The 19,812-nt window shown below is 46.9% G+C and carries 18 protein-coding genes; 10 read left to right on the plus strand and 8 right to left on the minus strand.

What is annotated here, in order from left to right:
- Window positions 1-113: 113 nt before the first annotated feature.
- The 7 genes from AC1DYT_RS00930 (at window position 114) to AC1DYT_RS00960 (ending at window position 8,891) form a co-directional block, all read left to right on the plus strand.
- Window positions 114-1,658 (plus strand): MFS transporter, encoded by a 1,545-nt coding sequence (locus tag AC1DYT_RS00930; protein WP_477467787.1) that lies wholly within the window; start codon window positions 114-116, stop codon window positions 1,656-1,658.
- Window positions 1,659-1,704: 46 nt separating this feature from the next.
- Window positions 1,705-2,217 carry a hypothetical protein gene (locus tag AC1DYT_RS00935; protein WP_477467788.1) on the plus strand — a complete coding sequence of 171 codons (513 nt, stop codon included), beginning with the start codon at window positions 1,705-1,707 and terminating at the stop codon, window positions 2,215-2,217.
- Between the two features lie 49 nt (window positions 2,218-2,266).
- On the plus strand, window positions 2,267-2,866 hold the full coding sequence (locus AC1DYT_RS00940) for a TlpA family protein disulfide reductase (protein WP_477467789.1): 600 nt from the start codon (window positions 2,267-2,269) through the stop codon (window positions 2,864-2,866).
- Window positions 2,867-3,002: 136 nt separating this feature from the next.
- Complete coding sequence (locus AC1DYT_RS00945) at window positions 3,003-3,380, plus strand: GxxExxY protein (protein WP_477467790.1); 378 nt, start codon at window positions 3,003-3,005, stop codon at window positions 3,378-3,380.
- Window positions 3,381-3,418: 38 nt separating this feature from the next.
- Window positions 3,419-6,223: a DNA gyrase/topoisomerase IV subunit A gene (locus tag AC1DYT_RS00950; protein WP_477467791.1), complete on the plus strand. Its 2,805-nt coding sequence runs from the start codon at window positions 3,419-3,421 to the stop codon at window positions 6,221-6,223.
- Between the two features lie 14 nt (window positions 6,224-6,237).
- Entirely contained in the window at window positions 6,238-8,079 is a 1,842-nt protein-coding gene (locus AC1DYT_RS00955; protein WP_477467792.1) for a glycoside hydrolase family 35 protein, read from the plus strand.
- 59 nt (window positions 8,080-8,138) lie between these two features.
- Window positions 8,139-8,891, plus strand: a complete 753-nt coding sequence (locus AC1DYT_RS00960; RefSeq protein WP_477467793.1) for a PLDc N-terminal domain-containing protein — start codon at window positions 8,139-8,141, stop codon at window positions 8,889-8,891.
- Between the two features lie 55 nt (window positions 8,892-8,946).
- Here AC1DYT_RS00960 and AC1DYT_RS00965 read toward each other — a convergent pair whose 3' ends face one another.
- The 4 genes from AC1DYT_RS00965 to AC1DYT_RS00980 all read right to left on the minus strand — a co-directional run bounded on the left by AC1DYT_RS00965 (window position 8,947) and on the right by AC1DYT_RS00980 (window position 13,608).
- Entirely contained in the window at window positions 8,947-9,285 is a 339-nt protein-coding gene (locus tag AC1DYT_RS00965; RefSeq protein ID WP_477467794.1) for a hypothetical protein, read from the minus strand.
- Between the two features lie 79 nt (window positions 9,286-9,364).
- Window positions 9,365-10,231: an aldose 1-epimerase family protein gene (locus tag AC1DYT_RS00970; protein WP_477467795.1), complete on the minus strand. Its 867-nt coding sequence runs from the start codon at window positions 10,229-10,231 to the stop codon at window positions 9,365-9,367.
- Between the two features lie 36 nt (window positions 10,232-10,267).
- Window positions 10,268-12,745, minus strand: a complete 2,478-nt coding sequence (locus AC1DYT_RS00975) for an alkaline phosphatase family protein (protein WP_477468092.1) — start codon at window positions 12,743-12,745, stop codon at window positions 10,268-10,270.
- A 47-nt stretch (window positions 12,746-12,792) separates the two neighbouring features.
- On the minus strand, window positions 12,793-13,608 hold the full coding sequence (locus AC1DYT_RS00980) for a 5'-nucleotidase, lipoprotein e(P4) family (RefSeq protein WP_477467796.1): 816 nt from the start codon (window positions 13,606-13,608) through the stop codon (window positions 12,793-12,795).
- A gap of 181 nt (window positions 13,609-13,789) precedes the next feature.
- Between AC1DYT_RS00980 and AC1DYT_RS00985 the strand changes: the two genes are divergently transcribed.
- Window positions 13,790-14,665: an alpha/beta fold hydrolase gene (locus tag AC1DYT_RS00985; RefSeq protein WP_477467797.1), complete on the plus strand. Its 876-nt coding sequence runs from the start codon at window positions 13,790-13,792 to the stop codon at window positions 14,663-14,665.
- Window positions 14,666-15,485: 820 nt separating this feature from the next.
- On the opposite strand, the gene AC1DYT_RS00990 is transcribed toward AC1DYT_RS00985, so the two are convergent.
- A complete protein-coding gene (locus AC1DYT_RS00990; RefSeq protein WP_477459560.1) occupies window positions 15,486-15,692 on the minus strand; it encodes a hypothetical protein in 207 nt (68 codons plus the stop codon).
- A gap of 247 nt (window positions 15,693-15,939) precedes the next feature.
- Complete coding sequence (locus AC1DYT_RS00995) at window positions 15,940-16,764, minus strand: hypothetical protein (RefSeq protein ID WP_477467798.1); 825 nt, start codon at window positions 16,762-16,764, stop codon at window positions 15,940-15,942.
- A 223-nt stretch (window positions 16,765-16,987) separates the two neighbouring features.
- Here AC1DYT_RS00995 and AC1DYT_RS01000 point away from each other — a divergent pair, with 223 nt between their 5' ends.
- Together AC1DYT_RS01000 and AC1DYT_RS01005 are read left to right on the plus strand one after the other, a co-directional pair.
- Window positions 16,988-17,146, plus strand: coding sequence for a hypothetical protein (locus AC1DYT_RS01000; RefSeq protein ID WP_477467799.1), 159 nt, complete (start codon window positions 16,988-16,990; stop codon window positions 17,144-17,146).
- A 127-nt stretch (window positions 17,147-17,273) separates the two neighbouring features.
- Window positions 17,274-17,855 carry a CFI-box-CTERM domain-containing protein gene (locus AC1DYT_RS01005; RefSeq protein ID WP_477467800.1) on the plus strand — a complete coding sequence of 194 codons (582 nt, stop codon included), beginning with the start codon at window positions 17,274-17,276 and terminating at the stop codon, window positions 17,853-17,855.
- Between the two features lie 55 nt (window positions 17,856-17,910).
- Here the strand turns inward: AC1DYT_RS01005 and AC1DYT_RS01010 are convergent, their stop codons facing one another.
- Entirely contained in the window at window positions 17,911-18,684 is a 774-nt protein-coding gene (locus AC1DYT_RS01010; protein WP_477467801.1) for a LytR/AlgR family response regulator transcription factor, read from the minus strand.
- A gap of 7 nt (window positions 18,685-18,691) precedes the next feature.
- Window positions 18,692-19,765: a sensor histidine kinase gene (locus AC1DYT_RS01015; RefSeq protein WP_477467802.1), complete on the minus strand. Its 1,074-nt coding sequence runs from the start codon at window positions 19,763-19,765 to the stop codon at window positions 18,692-18,694.
- Window positions 19,766-19,812: the final 47 nt, after the last annotated feature.

Below are 19,812 nucleotides of genomic sequence, written 5' to 3' on the forward strand. Positions count from 1 at the left end.
TGCTCGCACGACCCTGCAGGTGGTTTGGGATGTGCATTTGGATTAGCGTATGCGGCTTGTTCCAAACCTTTATCCCCTACCTTTGTACTACATATCCAAAGCCAATCAATCTCATGGCTACAGTAGCGTTAAAAAGTACCGAAGGTAAATGGATTATGGCATCTGCCATCCTGGCTTCGGCTATGGCATTTATCGATGGGACGGCCCTTAACGTAGTTTTACCCGCTTTGCAGCAAAGCCTTGGTGCCAGCGGTGCCAGCCTGTTTTGGATACTGAATGCTTACCTGCTAGTATTGGCGGCGCTTATCCTCATCGGCGGCTCACTGGGCGACAGGCTGGGCCGCAAGAAGATTTTCATGATAGGCATCGCCATCTTTATCGCCGGGTCGGCGGCCTGCGGACTGGCACCTAGCGTTACGTTGCTTATACTGTTCAGGATGGTACAAGGCGTGGGCGGCGCGCTAATGATACCTGGTAGTTTATCGCTCATATCCTCCTCCATCAACCCGAAAGAACGAGGGAAAGCCATCGGCACATGGTCGGCCGTTACTACGGTGGTTACCATGGGCGGGCCGGTATTGGGCGGCGCCCTGGCCGATGCCGGTTTATGGCGGTACATATTTTTCATCAATATCCCGATAGGGCTGGCCGCGCTCGTGTTCCTGGCACTTAAGGTAAGAGAAAGCCGCGACGAGGATAACAAGCAGCCGCTTGATTTTGCCGGGGCAATTACCATAGCCCTTGGACTGGCCGCGCTCACTTTCGGGTTTTTGCGGATCCCAGCCGCTGGTTTCACTTGGCAGGTAGATGCCGCCCTGGCTTTGGGCATTGTATTGCTGGCGGCTTTTATCCTTATCGAAAAAAACAGCAGCCATCCTATGATGCCCTTGCAACTGTTCAGGAACCTTACGTTCAGTGGGGCAAATTTGCTTACGTTTTTCCTTTACGCGGGTTTGGGCGCAGGCATGCTTTTCTTGTCGCTGAATATGGTGCAGGTGCAGGGCTATACGCAGTTGCAATCGGGCCTTACGTTTTTGCCTTTCACCTTAATGATGATAACGCTCGCCCGCTTTGCGGGTGCGCTGGCAGATAAGCACGGGCCGCGCTTATTGCTTATCGCGGGGCCGGCAACGGCGGGCGCGGGTCTGCTCATCCTGTCGTTCGTAAAACAAACCAACGGCCCTGCCGAGTACTGGACCAGTTTTTTGCCGGGCGTGTTGGTGTTCGGGCTGGGCATGTCGTTCACGGTGGCGCCGCTTACGGCATCGGTAATGGGTTCGGTAAGCGATCATCACTCGGGCACTGCTTCCGGCGTAAACAATGCCATCACGCGCATTGCCAATGTTTTTGCCAACGCTATATTCGGCGCGCTGGCCGTGCTGTTCTTTTCAGCAGCACTGCAAACCGAACTGAAAGCCATACCCCTGAAAGGGCAGGAACGGACCGAAATAGTAGCCGCTGCCAAAAACCTCGGCAACGCCAAAGTACCGGCCACGGTAGCCGCTGCTGATAAAAAACGCATTGAAAAGGCTTACCACCAGGGCTTCATCAGTGCCTATGCCAAAATTATGCGGATATCCGCCGGGCTTGGATTTATGGGGGCATTGATGTCTGTGATATTCATCAGGAATAAGGCTGTGAAGAAGGCGCGGGACTAAATCGGATTACCATTATAAGTCAGCTTCTTTTTACATAAATTAGGCAATGCTTAAACCGGTTATAAAGGTCGTGTGGCTATCGCTCTCGTTAGGCTGGGCGGTAATGCTTATAGCTTATGGCATACATGTATATATTGATGCGCCAGCTCAAATACAAAGGGATAAAGATTTTATTAAAAATAGCATAAACCCTTATATTGCAACTATTGATAGTTTTAAGGTGATAAACGAGCGGCTGCCAACTATTGAAGAGTTTAATAAACTGAAACACGGCACCTCACCAAACCTGGGCAATGCCGAATATATTAGAAGCGAACAATTTGTTGATGATGAGGTAAAGGAATATGTAAAAGATATAGATTGGCAGCATAACTATGTGCTGGCCGTTTGGCGTGGCGAATGGTTAGAATATTACGTATCGACCGGTAAAAAATATGTTACTAACAATTACACCATCGGCGGTGCGATTTTTGGCATGTTACTTATTTTTTCACTCGCGCTGGTGCCTTTGGTAGTATTTGTTTTTTATCGCCGGATACGGCTTTTTTTGGATATCTGAACTTTCCACCTACCTTTAACCTGTGTCAGCAATAAATAATCCAGCCGAAATGTCCGATAATCCAACCGGAAATAAATTCCTTACAAAAGCTAACCTCATCAATGGGATAATAATCGTTGCACTGGCGGTGTTGGTTTTCGTGCCATCGGCTAAGGCCTTGCTGATGCGCAGCTTAATGAGCGTGGGGCTTTTCAGGGTCGATGTAAGCGCAGCCGCCCCGGTGCCCAAACAAAGCACTATCGATATTGCCTTCCGCGATGCATCGGGCAAAAACATCAGCTTAAAGCAATTAAAAGGAAAGGTTGTGCTGCTCAACTTCTGGGCCACCTGGTGCCCGCCATGCCGCGCCGAAATGCCCTCTCTCAATAGTCTGCACCAAAAACTAAAGGCTGATACCAACATCGTTTTCATAGCGGTAGACGCCGATAGCAAGCTGAAAGAAGCAGCGCAGTTTATGACGAAGTACGATTATCATTTGCCGCTATACGAGGTAATGAGCGATGTGCCCGAAAGCGTTTATGGCGGCAACCTGCCCACCACTTTGATATTTGATAAGGAAGGTGCCATAGTGTTCAGGCATGAGGGCATGGCTAATTATGATACAGAGAAGGTTAAAGGCTTCCTACAGAAGTTAGCTTCAGCAAAATAATTAGCAGGACATATTCAGAATGCATGCTGTGAAATGTTTATAAATAACATTACCTGAATTTCTTTGTATGATTTATCTTAGTGTTTTAAACTATTTAAACACGGAGTGCGCAAAGTAGGCACAGAGTTAACAGAGTATGCAATTTGAAAACTATCTGGCTACTGAGGTTATAGGTGCAGCAATTAATGTCCACAAAACACTTGGTCCGGGTTTATTAGAATCTGCTTACAAGGAGTGCCTGTTTTATGAAATAGCCAAGAAAGGTATCCGCGTTGAAAAAGAAAAGCCGTTGCCGCTTATTTACGAAGAAATTAAGTTAGAATGCGGATATAGATTAGATTTGCTTGTTGAAAATAAATTAGTAGTTGAACTAAAAGCTATTGAAGCCTTAAACGAGGTGCATGTGGCCCAGGTTTTAACTTATTTAAAGGTATCGGGTTGCAAGCTCGGGCTGTTAATAAACTTTAACGTCTTGTTGTTAAAAGACGGTATTCGTCGAATTATAAAAACTTAGTGCACTCTGTGCCTTCTTAGTATCTCTGTGTTAAAAAAATGTCAGAAACTCCTGAAAATAACGAAGACAAACTTCATAACATCACCACCCTCGACGGGCTCTACGAAAATTGGTTCCTCGATTATGCATCTTATGTAATCCTCGACCGCGCCGTGCCGCACATCAACGATGGTCTGAAACCTGTACAGCGCCGCATACTGCACTCCCTTAAAGAGATGGACGACGGGCGTTTCAACAAAGGTGCCAACGTTATCGGCAACACCATGAAGTACCACCCGCATGGCGATGCCTCCATCGGCGATGCCATGGTACAGATAGGCCAAAAGGAACTACTGATTGATACCCAGGGTAACTGGGGCCGTCCGGTAACGGGCGATTCGGCTGCAGCCCCGCGTTACATCGAGGCGCGGTTGAGCAAATTTGCACTGGATGTAGTTTTCAATCCCGATACCACCGTATGGCAGGCCAGTTATGATGGCCGTAACCGCGAACCGATAACATTGCCCGTAAAGTTCCCGCTACTGCTGGCACAAGGGGCGGAGGGTATTGCCGTTGGTTTGGCCACCAAGGTATTGCCCCATAACTTTATCGAATTGCTTGATGCGTCCATCGCATCGCTAAAAGGCATCCGCCCAAACCTACTGCCCGATTTCCCTACCGGCGGTATGGCCGATGCTTCTGCCTATAACGAAGGGCAACGCGGCGGAAGGGTGCGCGTACGCGCGAAAATTGAAGAACGGGACAAGAAAACCCTGGTAATTACCGAGGTGCCGTTTTCTACCACTACCGTCAGCCTTATCGAAAGTATTATAGCTGCTAACGATAAAGGCAAAATCAAAATAAAGAAAATAGACGACCACACTTCGCAAAATGTGGAAATCATTGTGCACCTGGCACCGGGTATATCGCCCGATGTTACTATAGATGCGCTTTACGCCTTTACCGATTGCGAGGTGTCTGTATCGCCCAATACCTGCGTAATACAGGATGATAAGCCACGCTTCATGAGCGTGAACGATATGCTGGTAGAGAGCACCAACTACACCCGCGAGTTGCTGAAGATGGAGCTGGATATCAGGCTGAAAGAACTGATGGAGAAGATATTCTTCAGTTCGCTGCTTAAGATATTCATACAGGAGGGGATGTACAAGCACCCGGATTACGAGGGCTCGTCAACCTTCGAACTGGTTGTAGAAACGCTGACCCGTTTGTTTACACCTTTCTTCCCATTGTTTTACCGGGAGATATTGCCAGAGGATTATAAGAAGCTGATTGATAAGCCGATGAGCAGCATCACCCGCTTCGATTTTAAGAAGACCGACGAGCAGATCAAAAATCTCGAAGCCGAAATAAAACAGGTGAAACACCACCTCAAGCACCTTACCGATTATACCATCGCCTGGTTCGAGAAACTGCGCGACAAATACGGCAAAGGCCGCGAACGCAAAACGGAGCTGCGCACATTTGATAAGGTAGAAGCCGCACAGGTGGCCCTGGCCAATATCAAACTATTCGTAAACCGCGTAGATGGCTTCATTGGCTCGGCCCTTAAAAAAGACGATAATGTAGAATTAGTTGGCGAATGCTCGGATATAGACGACATTATCGTGTTTCGCGAGGATGGTAAGTTCGTGGTGAACCGTGTGCAGGATAAGGTATTCGTAGGCAAGGATATATTGCATGTGGCGGTGTTCAAGAAAAACGATGAGCGCACCGTTTACAACATGATTTATAAAGACGGGCAAAGTGGCGTAAGCTATATCAAGCGGTTCTCGGTAACGGGCATCACCCGCGATAAGGAATACGATTTGACCAAGGGCACCAAGGGCAGCAAAGTGCTGTATTTTACCGCCAACCCCAACGGCGAGGCCGAGATAGTAAACGTGCAGCTGAAACCCCACGCCAAGCTCAAGAAGCTGAACTTCGATGAGGATTTTGCGCTGCTGACTATCAAGGGTCGCGGCTCCATGGGTAACATGGTAACCAAGTACCCTGTCAAGAAAGTTATCCTCAAGAGCAAGGGCGTATCTACCCTGGCCGGGCGCAAGATTTGGTACGACGAGATATTGAAGCGCCTTAATGCTGATGGCCGCGGCAAATACCTTGGCGAATTCGACGGCGACGACCGCATCTTGAATATCTTCGCCAACGGCAGCTACGAGCTCACCAGTTTCGATTTGAACAACCACTTCGACGATAAGATGATCATCATCGAAAAGTACGATCCTGCAAAGGTTTTCTCGGTAGTGCATTACGATGGTAAATCGAAGAACTACCTGGTGAAACGCTTCACCTTCGAGAATACAGTAATAGGCAAGCAAACCAGCGTAATCAGCGACGAGCCGGGCTCTAAGCTTATCCTCATCACAGGCGCCAAGCAGCCGATGGTTAAAGTAGAATTGCTGAAAGGTAAGGCATTGGTGCCCGAAACCGCAGACCTGAACCTGACTGAGTTAATAGACGTAAAGGGCATGAAAGCGATGGGTAACCGTGTATCTATTCACCAGGTAAAATCAATAGTGCCGATTATTAGCGACGATGAGGACGATACCGAAGAGGCAGGCAATGCCGAACCCGATGGCCCGGAGGATCCGGATAATACCCCGGAAAATGGCGGCAACCCGACAGATGATGCGCCAGAAGAGCAACAATCGGCCCCAACCCCCGTTAAATCAGACGAACCAGCGAAGCCGAATGAATCAACTTCGGAATCGGTGAAATCATCTGAATCGGTGCAATCGGTGAAACCAGAAAAATCGGTGCAACCCAAGAAAATAGATTTCGAGATAACCAACCCCGATGATATCGATATAGACGATACAGGCCAACTGGGTTTATTTTAATTTGTGAATAGAGAATGTTGAAGAAGATATTGATTTGCTGCGCGCTGTTGCTGAACGGCGCATTGTTAAGCCAGGCCCAGACAGATACCCATATCTTCGCCCTTGGCGACAGCACCTTTATGCTGGATGGTAAACCAATGCAGATAATCTCCGGCGAGATGCATTATACCCGAATCCCCGAGGATATGTGGCGCGAGCGCATCAGGCTGGCAAAAGCCATGGGGCTTAATACCATTGGTATGTACGTGTTTTGGAACGCGCACGAGATGGTGCAGGGCCAGTACGATTTTAGTGGTAACAAAAACATAGCGCAATTTGCACAGATAGCCAAAGAAGAAGGCATGTGGGTGGTAATGCGCCCAAGCCCTTACGCCTGCGCCGAATGGGAGTTTGGCGGCTATCCCTGGTGGCTGCTGAAGGATAAAACCCTGAAGGTGCGCAGCCTGGACCCTAAATTTATGGATGCCTACCGCAACTATGTGCTACAGCTGGGTAAGCAGCTATCGCCTTTGTTGGTTACCCATGGCGGCAACATCATTATGGTGCAAATAGAGAATGAATACGGCTCGTACAGCAACGATAAGCAGTACCTGGCCCAAAACGAAAGGATATTCCGCGAGGCTGGTTTCGATGGCGTTTTGTTTACTTGCGATGGTCCCTCGCAAATGCCTGCGGGTTATCTGCCCGGTTTTTTACCTGCGGTTAACGGCGAAGACGATCCTAAGAAAGTAAAAGAACTCATCAATAAACATCACGACGGCAAGGGGCCATATTATATTGCCGAGTGGTACCCGGGCTGGTTCGATAGCTGGGGGAAGCCTCATAGCGGCAGCAACGCTGATGCCGATGCCAAAAAACTGGATGAAGTACTTGGCGCGGGCATATCCATCAACCTGTACATGTTCCACGGCGGTACCACACGCGATTTTATGAACGGGGCCAACATGAGCCGTACTGATGCTTATTCGCCACAAACCTCCAGCTATGATTATGATGCACCGCTGGACGAAGCAGGCAACCCTACGGCGAAATATTACAAATTCCGCGAGGTGATTGCCAAACACCTTCCCCCCGGGGAAACCCTGCCCGATGTGCCCGGTAAAAAACGCATGACATTTGCCCTGGAGGTAATCAAACTAACCGGCAAAGCAAATCTGTTCGGTAATTTGGGCGTGCCTATAGAATCTGAACGGCCGCTGAGCTTTGAAGATATAGACCAGGGCTATGGCTTTGTATTGTACCGCACAACTTTGAAAGACGCTGCAAGCGGTTTGTTGAAGATAAAAGAGATGCGCGATTTTGCCACGGTTTACTTGAATGGCAAGCGCATCAGCGTTTTAGACAGGCGGCTTAAGCAGGATTCCATGCAATTGAATAGCCCTACCGCAAATGCGGTACTGGATATTTTGGTAGAGAACAACGGCCGTATCAATTACGGTCCGTATTTAACCGACAACCGGCAGGGCATTACCGATAAAGTAACCTTGAATGGAAAGGAACTGCTGGGCTGGAAAATGTATAAGTTTCCGTTTACTACACTTGCGGGGCTAAAATATGCACCGGCACCGGCAGGCGAGGATGTGGTGCAACCAGCCCTTTACAGGGGAACTTTCTCGCTGCGTGGTATTGGTGATACCTATCTGGATATGCATGGCTTCGGCAAGGGATTCGTGTTCCTGAACGGGCATAATTTGGGTAAATACTGGCAGATAGGCCCTCAACAAACCCTGTACGTACCCGCTGTTTGGTTAAAGAAAGGCGTTAACGAGGTAGTGGTGTTCGATGAATTGAAGGGCGGTCATACCGAGCTATCCACCCTCAACCACCCCGTGCTGAGCGACCTCGTAAAAGAATAATAAAAATGTGCCGCCGAATGCGGCATTTTTTTTATTTTCGGTAACCTAATCGCGTTACCATGTTGCCCTCATTACTAAACTTAAATTACTATTACGTATCGTTTGCGTTGCAGGGCTTTTGCCTGTTCCATAGTTTTAAGCGCGGCACGCAACAAAAATGGATGTGGATAATCGTGTTCCTGCCCTATATCGGCAGCCTGATATACCTTTATACCGAAGTTTGGGGCAACCGCCGCATCAATACTGCGGCCATAGATGTAAAAGGCATCATCAACCCCGGCAGCAAGCTAAAAAAGCTGGAAGACGAGCTGAAATTTACCGATACCTTCGCCAACCGCATCAAACTGGCCGATGCCTACCTGGATGCCGGCCTTACCGATAAGGCCATCGACCTGTACAAAGCCAGCCTAACCGGGGCCTTCGCCGAGAATGAACACGCTTTGGCGCAACTAATGCTGGCTTATTACGCCCAGGCCCGTTATGCCGAAGTATTACCCATAGCCCGCCAAATTTATAAGATACCGCAGTTCGCCCGTTCAAAAGCACATATCGTTTACGCCATGGCATTGGAGCAAGTTGGGCAGGTAGATGCCGCCGAAGCCGAATTTAAAGGCATGAAAGGCCGCTACTCTTATTTTGAGCAACGTTACCAATATGGCCTGTTTTTGATGCGGCAGGACAGGATAGAAGATGCCGAACAGATATTTACCGATATGCTTGACGAGCAGCCCCATCTAAGCGCGGTAGAAAAGAAAAGCAACCGCCAATGGTTTACAAAAGCTAAGGAAGAGTTGAAGAAAGTGTATCAATAAAAAATGCCCCTCACTGAGGGGCATTTTTCGTATGCTTAATATTTTAGGCCTGTAATTACAGGATCAGGATCAATACCAGGATAATGATGATGATAGCACCTATAGAAAGGTAAACGCCACCGCCGCCCATGGCCTGTGCTTCGTGCTTAAGGCTTTTCAGTTCGGCTTTCAATTCTTTTTTATCGGCTTTGTTCAGGTTCGATTTATCCATCGCTTTAATTTCCTGTACGCGTGCCTTAATTTCCTCTATACGGGCGTGCTTCTGGTCGTCTGTCATCCTTGCGGCAGCTTCCTTAAAGGCTTTTTTGTCATCAGTAAAAGTTGCAGCGTTCGAATTGAATGACGCTACCATAAGCAGCATGGTAACGGCGATTAAATAAATTTTCTTTTTCATAATATTAATTGTTGAGTGTTTTTATGATAAGCACAAAAGTGAAGCTAATGTTTTACTAAAGTAAAAAAAAATCTTTAGCCTAAATACTAATGTAAAAAGAGGCCTCAAAAACGTGCCCCACGGCTACTTTTTGTATAGCTTCTTTCGCTTTTATGTCTTTCGGTTCGCCTGCCGAATCGGCGCAACCCAGCCATGGCTCTATACACAGAAAATCGGCACCGGGCTTCGCCCACAGACCCAGATAATTGAAGTGCGGGTATTCTACCGAAAGACTATGCTCGTGGGTGTTACTTTTGATAGTAACCATGCGCGATTTGAGGTTCTTGAAAACCAAAGCATCTTTAGCAAATAATTCGCGGGTAAGGTATAGCTTTTTTTCGCGAATGGCTACAGGTTCTGTTTGGCCGTTGAACAAGCCCTCGGGCGAAAGCAGGTGCGTAGCCGGTTCTTCTAAAGACTCGAACTCCACGTAATAATCCTCATAGTTTTCGCCCGGGCCGAACGGCACGTTGAACGCCGGGTGCCCGCCTACCGAAAAGTAAACCGGTTTTTTATCGCGGTTGATTAGCTTGTAGGTTATCCTCAAGGCGTTTTCTATCAAAGTGTACAACACCTGGAAATCGAACTTGTAGGGGTACACCGCCAACGTTTTTTCGCAATTGGGTAGCGAGAATGCCGCCGATACGTCGCTACTCTCCAGCTTGATAAATTCCGACTGGCGGGCGAAACCGTGTCTTTTCATCGGGTATTTCTCGCCATCTACCAGTAATTCGTCGTTTAATAGCTGCCCAACGATTGGGAACAGGTTGGGCGCGTGCCAGGGCCATATGGCAGGGTCGGCCTGCCAAAGGTGTTCAACGCCGGTTGCTTTGTTGCGGAAAGTGCTGAGCTGCGCGCCCCGGGTATCTATAGATACCTTAAGGAATTCGTTTTCGAGGATAGTCATGTGCTGCGATATTTCTAAGGTAAATATATCAACAAATCAATCATCATCCAGTTTCTTTTTCTTCTGCAAAATTACGAAGGCGCTGCGTTTTGGCGCGGGCATGGTAGCGGTTTCGCCTTTTACGAATTTCCAGATAACCTCGTTTAGGTCCAGATCAGGCGCGGCATCTTCTTCGGCCAGGTTAAATGATTCTGAGCGTATGCTGCTTTGGTTTACGGCCACATTGCGCTGTTCAATATCTACCAGCGCAGTTTGGGTGGTGTATGGCCTTAAATCGGGCGTGGAGGTAAAGCACTCGTATAACGGCATAGCGGCGGCATCATACTGGCTCATGGGCGGCAGGCCCAAAATAAGCTCGATAGTGCGCAGCACGCCCGAAGTTGAATACATGTTGTGTATTACTGCGTTGCGCTTTACATAAGGGCTTACTACAAACACCGGTGAACGATGCGCATCTACATGATCGGGGCCGTTTTGGGCATCATCTTCGAGGATAAACACTACCGATTCTTTCCAGATAGCGCTTTGCGAAAGATGTTCTATAAAGCGGCCCACGGCCTGGTCGTTATCGGCAACAGCAGCAAAAGGGCTGTAGGCGCCTTTGCGCTGCCCGCTGGTATGGTCGTTGCCAAATCTTACGCTATTAAATTGTGGTACCTTATTAATCGTAAGCAACGAATCGAAATCATGCTCCCATATAGCTTCGCGGTTAACATCTTTTATGCTCAGGTCGAAATCCGGATACTTCAGGCAGAAATGGCCCTCCAGAGATTTGAGGTTGGCCTTCGGTTTATCGCCACCCTCGGCAAATTCGCCATAGGTGCGGTAGCTTACGCCGGCGCGTTTGCAGTAATCCCATATAAAGCCATCGCGCGGATAGGCGGCTTTGCGGGAGCCTTCAAAATCGTAATTGCCGCCGCGACCGCCGTAGCTGGTGGGCCAGGTTTTCTCCACAAAATCGGTACCATAGGCAGCTGTGCTCCAGTTATGCCCATCGGCGCTTACCTCGGCATCCACATAAAAATTGTCCATCAGGGCATACTGGCTGGCTATGGCATGCAGGTTGGGCGTTATTTTTTGCCCGAAGATGCAAAGCGAGGTATCGCCGTTGCCTGCGGGCATATCGCCCAGCACCTGGTCGTAAGTGCGGTTTTCTTTGATGATGTAAAACACATATTTTATCGGTGATTTATCGCCCGGTTTGCGGGGGATAGGGTTGCCGGCCTGGCCTTTTGGGGTAGCGGCTATCTTATCGGTAAAGGGCGTGTTGGCATAAACTTGTTTGGTATACGCCTTCAGCTTAAGCTCGTTCGGCACATCGATAAATGATAGCGTGCCTTTAAACAGACCGCCGATGTATTGTTCTTTGGTATTTGTAGCTCCTCTTTGATAGCCACTGTTATCCACTTTTTTGATCGGTTGCGGCCCATTGGGGTTCGCCATGGAGATAAAGCCCTTGCCATTGCTCACCAATATTTTATTACCCAGCATTTTTACATTCGTAGGGTACCAGCCTACAGGGATAAAGCCGCGGCTTTGGCTGCTGCCGGGGTTAGATACATCGAATACCGCAAGGCAGTTATTATCGGCGTTGGCAATGTAAAGTGTTTTTTCGTTGGCCGATAGCGCGAAGCCGTTGGTTGTAGAGCCGGTTAGTTTGGTAGGATATAAAGCAGTAGATACCGTTTCGATAGTTTTATGAGTAGCTGTATTGATGATGGATACCGAGTTATCGTTGGCATTGGCTACGAACAGCAGGCTGCCTTTTTTGTTCAGCAGCAACTCGTTGGGGTGGCTGCCGGCGGCGATACTGCTGAGTTTTTGACTATTGGTATCATAAAAAGCTAGCCTATCGCCGCCCCAAAGGGATATGTAAAGCGTCTTCTCATCGGGCGACAGGATGCAACTATAGGCCTCGGCACTAAGCTTTACTTTACTGATGATATTGCCTTGTGTAGGGTTGATTACGTACAGCGTACTATCTTCTTTGGTAACCGTGTATAGACGGGTATTTGATTTATTTACCGCAATCCCGGTGGGGCATATCTTATTTTTTGGCCATGGAACACCTAGCTTTATGGTATCGGGCGTGCCGAGTTTGTTGTTGTTGATCGAAAACGTGAGGATTATGTTATCGTTACCACCCGAGGCGTAAAGCTTTTTCTCGTCGCGGCTGAACGCGATGCCGTACCAGGATTTGCCCAGCACTTGCTCATCCCGCAGTTTCTCGCTGCGCGGATCGATCAATTGCAGCGATTGCGTGCTTTGGCCGTTGTTAGTTACCGCGAGGTATTTGCCCGAGGCGGACAATTGCATATTCAGCGGTAAATCGCCCAGTTGCAGCGAGCGCCCGGCGGGACTCAACTTCCAACCGTTGGGCAGCAGTACTTGCCCGGTTCGGGCTATTTTACCCGGTGTTTGCGCCGAAGCGGAACATGCAAAGGCGATAGTTGCGGCAATACAAATAATCAGTTTTTGTTTCATGAGCGGAGCGGTATGCCCAAAATTACGTATTGTATTGTTGGATGCGCCCTTTTTAACAAAAACTTAATACAGATGTGTTAAGGCTTGGTCACCTTCAGCTTGGCCCGCATGGTAGAATCGCGCTGCGAATTGTTCAGCCTTTTATTATCAAACAGCACACCTTCCCAATCGCCGTAAGAGGGGTTAGGTATAATGATATATCGGTTGCCGAATTCGCGCTTCAGCCGGTCGGTAACGGCGGCGCGGGTTTGCTCGGTTTGAGGTTTATCCTCGGTATTATCGTACAGGGCATCAAAATCGGGTAGGTTATCGCCGCAGAGCAGCACGATGTTATAGGTGGACAGCACGCTTTGGCGGCGGCCCTCTTTGCTCGATAGCTTGCCTTGCTTCATTAGCACGTGCTCGTCGTCGGTATTGGGGAGGCCGTACAGTTGCAGGTTTTTGATGGTGGCGGCTTTCTCATCCTCGCCGCGGTTGGTGATGTAGAACACCGCCACGCCTTTGGATGCTGCATATTTGAAGAAAGCCGGTGCGCCGGGCACGGTATCGGCAATGGCTTTGGCGGTCCAGGCCTTCCAGGTCTCTTTGCTGTATTCCAGGTTCGAGTCGGCCCGCATGGCATCGTAGGGGCTGTTATCCAGCAGGGTTTCGTCTACATCCGTAACCACGGCAAAAGGTTTGTTGCCAGCGGTGCGGATGGCCTCATTGAGGCGCAGCCGGGCCAAATTATACGCCTGGAAACACAGTGCCTTATACTCTGCCGAGCGTTGCTGCCACAGCGAGCTCCATACCTTGCCGCCATTGGCCAATGATAAATTTTGTGTTTTCTTTGGAGTGGAGCAGGCGGCTATCAGCATAGCGCCTGCCAGCAGTATGGCGAGAGCTTTTTTCATACCTGCAATATACGATTATGCGGGTGTGCGGGGCGCGAAAATTTTTCCGATTTTTTTCAATAAATTGCATTTGTTTTGTCGCGTTGCACCCCTTATATGTCGTTTTTGCACAGCGCGCAATGTATAAAAGCCCCCTATGTTTGCATTGTGGACATCATCAACATAAATTAACTCACACACTATGAAAAAGGTATCTAAAGCAACTGCAGCCCTCAAGCCGGTATTTGTAATCGCTATGCTGTTTTTTACAATATTTCAGGCCGCAGGGCAAAAGTTGAAGCCTGCCGCCAGCGGTTATGCGCCGGTTAATGGCATAAAGGTTTATTACGAAGTGTATGGCCAGGGCAAGCCTATCGTTTTGCTGCATGGTGCTTTTTATACCATTGAGATGAACTGGGCGGAGCTGATACCCGAACTATCCAAAACAAGGAAGGTAATTGCCCTCGAAATGCAGGGGCATGGGCACTCTCCTTATTATGACAGGAAATTAGACATCGCTACCCTGGCAAGCGATGTGGCTGGTGTGATGGATTATTTAAAGGTTGACAGTGCCGATGTTGCGGGATACAGTATGGGGGGGTCTATAGCTTACCAGTTTGCTGTAAATTATCCTAAACGGGTAAATAAACTGGTTATCATTTCTTCTACCTATAAAACCAGCGGCTGGTTGCCGGTAATAAACAAGGCGTTCGATGGGTTTAAGCCTGAATTTTTTGATAACACCCCATTGCACACAGGATACGATGCCGTAGCGCCCGACAAAACAAAATGGCGGAAGTTTATAGAGCAAATGATCGTTTTCGCCGGGGAATCCTTCGACGTGGGCGACAGCAACATCGCGAAAATTACCTCACCTGTGTTACTCATCTCGGGCGATAATGATGGCCTGGATAAAGTGGAGTTGATGAAAACCTACCAGCTATTAGGCGGTGGCGTAGTTGCCGATATGGCGCCGATGCCCAAATCGCAACTGGCCATCGTGCCTGCGCAGGGCCATGTTAGCCTGATGACGCAGACGAAAACGATATTGGGTTTTCTGGATGGGTTTTTGAAGTAGGTTCCCGAGGTGTTCCACTTTGAATGTGGAACACTGTTTTTTAAATTCCTATTGATTATCAGTGTTTTGTGTTTTTTGTGGAACGCTTTGGAACACCTCCGCCTGGCAAAGTTTAGAAACTTGGAGAGGCAAAAGGTAAAAACTACTTCATCGCACCTGTTTTATTGAGTCATAGTGGAGCGTGTAATCTCCATTCCATACATACGAATACTGCTTTCTGCTATTATCAACTGTGTCGGTATCGTGCAAGTTGACTTTCAATTTGTTGCCCGTTATGAGTACATAGCCATCGTACGAATATTTATTATTGCCATTATCAAATACAATCTCCCGCCCCGGGATCCTCTTATCACTTATAGATGGAACAGGAATCAGGACGCTATCCTCGTATGTTTCATTTTCAAAGATGGAGAGGAGGTTATGCGTCATGATATTTCTCTTTCCCTTCAATTTGATGAAGGGTTTGTTATTCTTTAATAAAACGTAGGCGTCGGGATAATTCCTGGCCTTTTTACAAGCACCTAAGATTAATGTAAGGAATAGTGCTAAATAGCTTACATGAAATAAACTCGCCCGACATAACTTTTTGTTCATCGTTTTAAGTTGAATTATATATTTGAAAGAATACGCTACCGCGGGCTTTCAGCCCGTGGTGTGCACAAGGTCAGCTTTCAGCTGACGCAAGCTGGAAGCTTGCACAAAGGCAACCACGAGATAGGCTGCGCTAATCTCGCGGCAGCGGGATAAGTAAGTATTTCCGCTAATTTACCTTTAGGGGTTATTAATGCGCTGAAGAGGATATTCGCATCAACGGTAATAATCATTTTATGAAACGGTCGCGGTTTTCTTTCCACCAACCTTTTTGCGATTCGCGTGCCAGTTCGTCGGCCTCTTCCTGTGTTCCACCATTTTTTGCATTGGATTCCACTGCACGAAAATAGTCCGCAAATTTCTGTACGGTTTCTATGCCGATAAGCGAAGCATCAAGTTTAATAGTAATGATGTTGTTGTCCCGTTCGATAACCATATGGTGTTCCCCTTTATTCAAATATAACTGTTTTTTATATAGAAATCAGAAAGTGGGAAATGAAACGTAGCAAGAAACTAAAGTTTCCAGTTTAACCCGCCTCGGCAAGTGTCCGCGTCCGCGCCTGCGGGTTTAGCGTTTGGGCTAAGGTAAACCTGGACGTTTACCAACGTTATGCGCCTTAGCCGAGCCTAGACACTCGGCGCGCGGGAGGAACAATTTTGTTAGAATTTAAGCGGAGCTAATCTTAAGATTTTCTTTCAAGCACTTCTTCTAATGCAACAGGAACTCTGTTTTTTAGCCATTGGTTGAAATTCGCATCCAAACGTTCAACTTTGTCCATCGTTCGAGTTTTAAATAAGTTGTCATCTAATTGCTTATCAACTTCAAGTTTTATCCAATCCCATTTTCCAGATTGGATAGTTTTGCCGTTAGAATTGCCTAAATGAAGACCAGTCATCACACAGAAATTCATATCTATGTATAGCAAAAATGTTCCTATATTTTTTGAATCCTTAAAGTTGGCCCAAGTGCCAACTAAATAATCTCCAACTACCTGAACTTTTAACCGATGAAAAAATACTTTCCCGTGAGCCGAAATCCCCGATAAATTTAACCCTTCTAAATCATCTTCTCCTGAAATCTCAAGTTGTTCAACATCGTACTGATGGCCAAGCTCTCCTGTATCCTGATTTTTTATATAATCGAATCTTGACAGCCAATATCCTGAAATAAACTCACAATGATTGATTTCTACATCCGCGATAAATTGGGTGCGCTCGGTTTTTTTTTCAGTTGTTAAAGTGTTTTCTCCTCCAATAAATATATCCTCAATTTGACTATACTCCACTTTATAATGGGCCATTATTTTCAATATACAACGTCGAATTGTTCTATCGCTCGCAGTTCCGTTTTCGTTTACAATACCACTAATTGTGGGTTCCTTTTCTCCACTAATTCTTGATAGCAGTTTTTGATTAGTGCTTTCAATTTCTAAAAGCACATAATCGATTAGTCTACTGCCAAATTTTAAAAGCTTTTTCCTATCAAGCGTTTTTAATATTTTATCCATAGAGCAATTTTTGAAAATTTCCGAAAATTATATAAATAACTGGAAATAAGCTATTTAATTCGTTTATAATATAGTATTAAATTAAATTTACATTGATTTTAAAAATCAGGACCTAGTTCAGGCAGCGCTGCCAAACAAAGTACAAATTAAAATTAAATCTGCTATTTAAAAGGATTAAACGGCAACGAGGTGTTCCTTTTAAATGGTAAACTAAAACAACTGGTTGCAAAATGGAAATGAAAAAAAAATCAAAATCGAGAGCCAAATCAAGGATTTTACTCTCAAAAACTTCCGCGTTGGTGGAGATGACGACGACGATGGTGGCGGCACCGACGCAAATCCTGTAGAACCTGAATATTCTGACCCTGATTCTCAGGCTTAATTGAGGCGAGGCAGTTGTAACGAAGTCGCTCCAGAGAGCGACTTCGTTTATAATTCAACTGTAGCGAATAAGGATATATTCATTAAATTGATTCATAAGTAATTACAAACACCATAATAAAACTAAGATGAACGAACATAAAAAAACGCACTCTTTTAAAAATGATATTATCGCTGACTATCATGAATATACAGACGGTGTTCATAAAGGGACAGGATATACCCAAGATTTAGCAGATCAAGCTTATCAGCAAGCGAAACGCGAGGATAAGGACCATATACATTACACGGTAGACCCAGATACTTGGGATTCATTCCTTTGGAATAATGACGGAGATAAAATAGACCGTGGCGGCGATGACGATTCATCAAGTAGCAGTTCCAGTGAAAATTCCGACAGTGGATGTTTTATAACTACAGCCTGTATTAAAGCGAAAGGGTTAAATGATAATTGCGAAGAATTGCAAATACTGAGAAATTTCCGTGACGGCTACGTTAGGAATTTAGGAACGGGGATTGATCAAATTAACCAATACTATCAGATAGCCCCTGTTATAGTTACTAAAATTAATGGGTTAAAAAACTCTATAGATATTTGGAAAAACGTTTATAAGGAAATCGAAACTTGCATTGTGCTTATCAATAATCATAAAAACAGCGAGGCTTTAGAACGATATAAAGAAACAGTTATTTCACTTAAATATCTATAAATCGGCAAACATCAGTCAATAATCAGTGTCATCACGGCATCACAAGCGTCACCCCCTACACCCACCTGCTCAAAAACGCTCCAAAAGCATCCTTATACTGGTCGCCAACGGTGATGTTGATTTTGCCTATCTGCATGGCGTTGCGGGTGATGGAATTGATTTTATCCAGCGATACGATGTAGGAGCGGTGCACGCGCATAAAGCGCTTGGCGGGTAGTTTTTCTTCCAGGGCCTTCAGGCTGCTGAGGGTGAGGATGGCCTTATCCGAGTTCTTCAGGAAAATCTTTACGTAATCTTTCAGGCTTTCGAGGTACAGGATATCGCTGAGGGCTATGCGCACCAGCTGGTATTCTACCTTTACAAAGAGGTAATCGTCTTCCACCCGTTCTGTAATGGGCGGCGCTACTTCTGCTGCTGCCACTGCAACTGTGGTTGCGGGGTTGTTGGATTTATGAAGCAACTCGGCATAGGCCAAAGCCTTGTTTGCGGCATGGAGGAACTCTTCGTAATTAAAGGGTTTCAGCAGGTAATCCAGCGCATCTACGCGGTAGCCTTCCAGCGCAAACTGGTTGTAGGCCGTGGTGAAGATGATACGGGGCTTGCTTGGTCCGCGGGCATCCAGCACGCGCGCCAGTTCGATGCCGTTGAGGTTGGGCATCTGTATATCCAAAAAAATCAGGTCTACCTTATGTTGCTGCAATCCGCCCAAAGCCTCTACCGCGCTGCCGTATTTGCCCACCAGGGTGAGGAAGGGGGTTTGCTCAATAAAGGCGCATACCAACCCAAGGGCCAGCGGCTCATCGTCAACAGCAATGCAGTTTATGGTCATGGCGGGTTTATAATGAAAGCGTTAAGTTAACGGTATAAACATTCGTTTCCAAATTGTTATCCACCTCCAGTATATGCTTACCGGGGTACAGCAAATCCAGCCGGCGGATGGTGTTAGCCAGGCCGATGCCTTTATTATCTTCCAGATCGGCACCTTGCTTTTTGTAGTTAGTGTTCTGCACGTGCAGCTTTACCTGGTTTTCGTCCTGCGTAACGCGCACTTCTATGGTGCTGGGCAGGGTATCGCTTACGCCATGCTTAAAGGCATTCTCCACGAAGGGCAAAAACAGCATAGGCGCTACGGGGTATTCCTTCAGCGGAATGGGCGATGCGTAGTTCACCGTAACCTTATCGGTAAGGCGCAATTGCATCAGGCTGATATAGTCTTTGATGAAGGCAATCTCCTGGCTCAGCAGGGCGGTGCTGTTCTGGGTATCGTACAATACGTAGCGCATCATGCGCGACAGCTGGTGCAGCGCCGTGCGCGAGGTTTCTACGTTCACCAAAGTAAGCGCGTAGATGTTATTCAGCGTATTGAAGAAGAAGTGCGGGTTTATCTGCGCCTTTAAAAAGGATAGTTCGGAGCTTATTTTATCGGCCTCCATCTCTTTTTGCAGGGCCCTGTTCTTTTGCCAGCTTTGCACAGTAGCCACGCTGGTACTGATACCCAGCACAAGCGAAGTAATGGTGATGGTGAACGTATCGAAGTAGCCGTGCTTGCCAAAACCCCGTTTAATAGGGCCACGCTTATGAAAAGCTTCTTCCAGCAATTCGCGGATGTTGAAGAACCTGTCGGCAAAGCCGGTTAAAAACACAATGGCTATAATAATGGCCGTAAGCAGCAAAAAGTAAATACCGTTACGTTTTTTAAGCAAAAAGGCAGGCACCAGCACGTACGCATTTAAATAGTACGCGCCAATAAGCAGGGCAAATACAAAGGTTTGTTTTATCCAAAACTGGTAGGGCACCTCTATATCGCGCAGAAAGGGCTGGTAAAATAGCAGCACATTACCCAGCACTATCCATATCAGCGCCTGGATAAGTATGCTGCCGAATGAGTTTTTAAAACGTTGAAATATCATTTAATTAACAGGTTTGTAAACAGGATGTTACAATATTACATATCCGC

Source organism: Mucilaginibacter sp. P1_D10 (genome assembly GCF_056406215.1).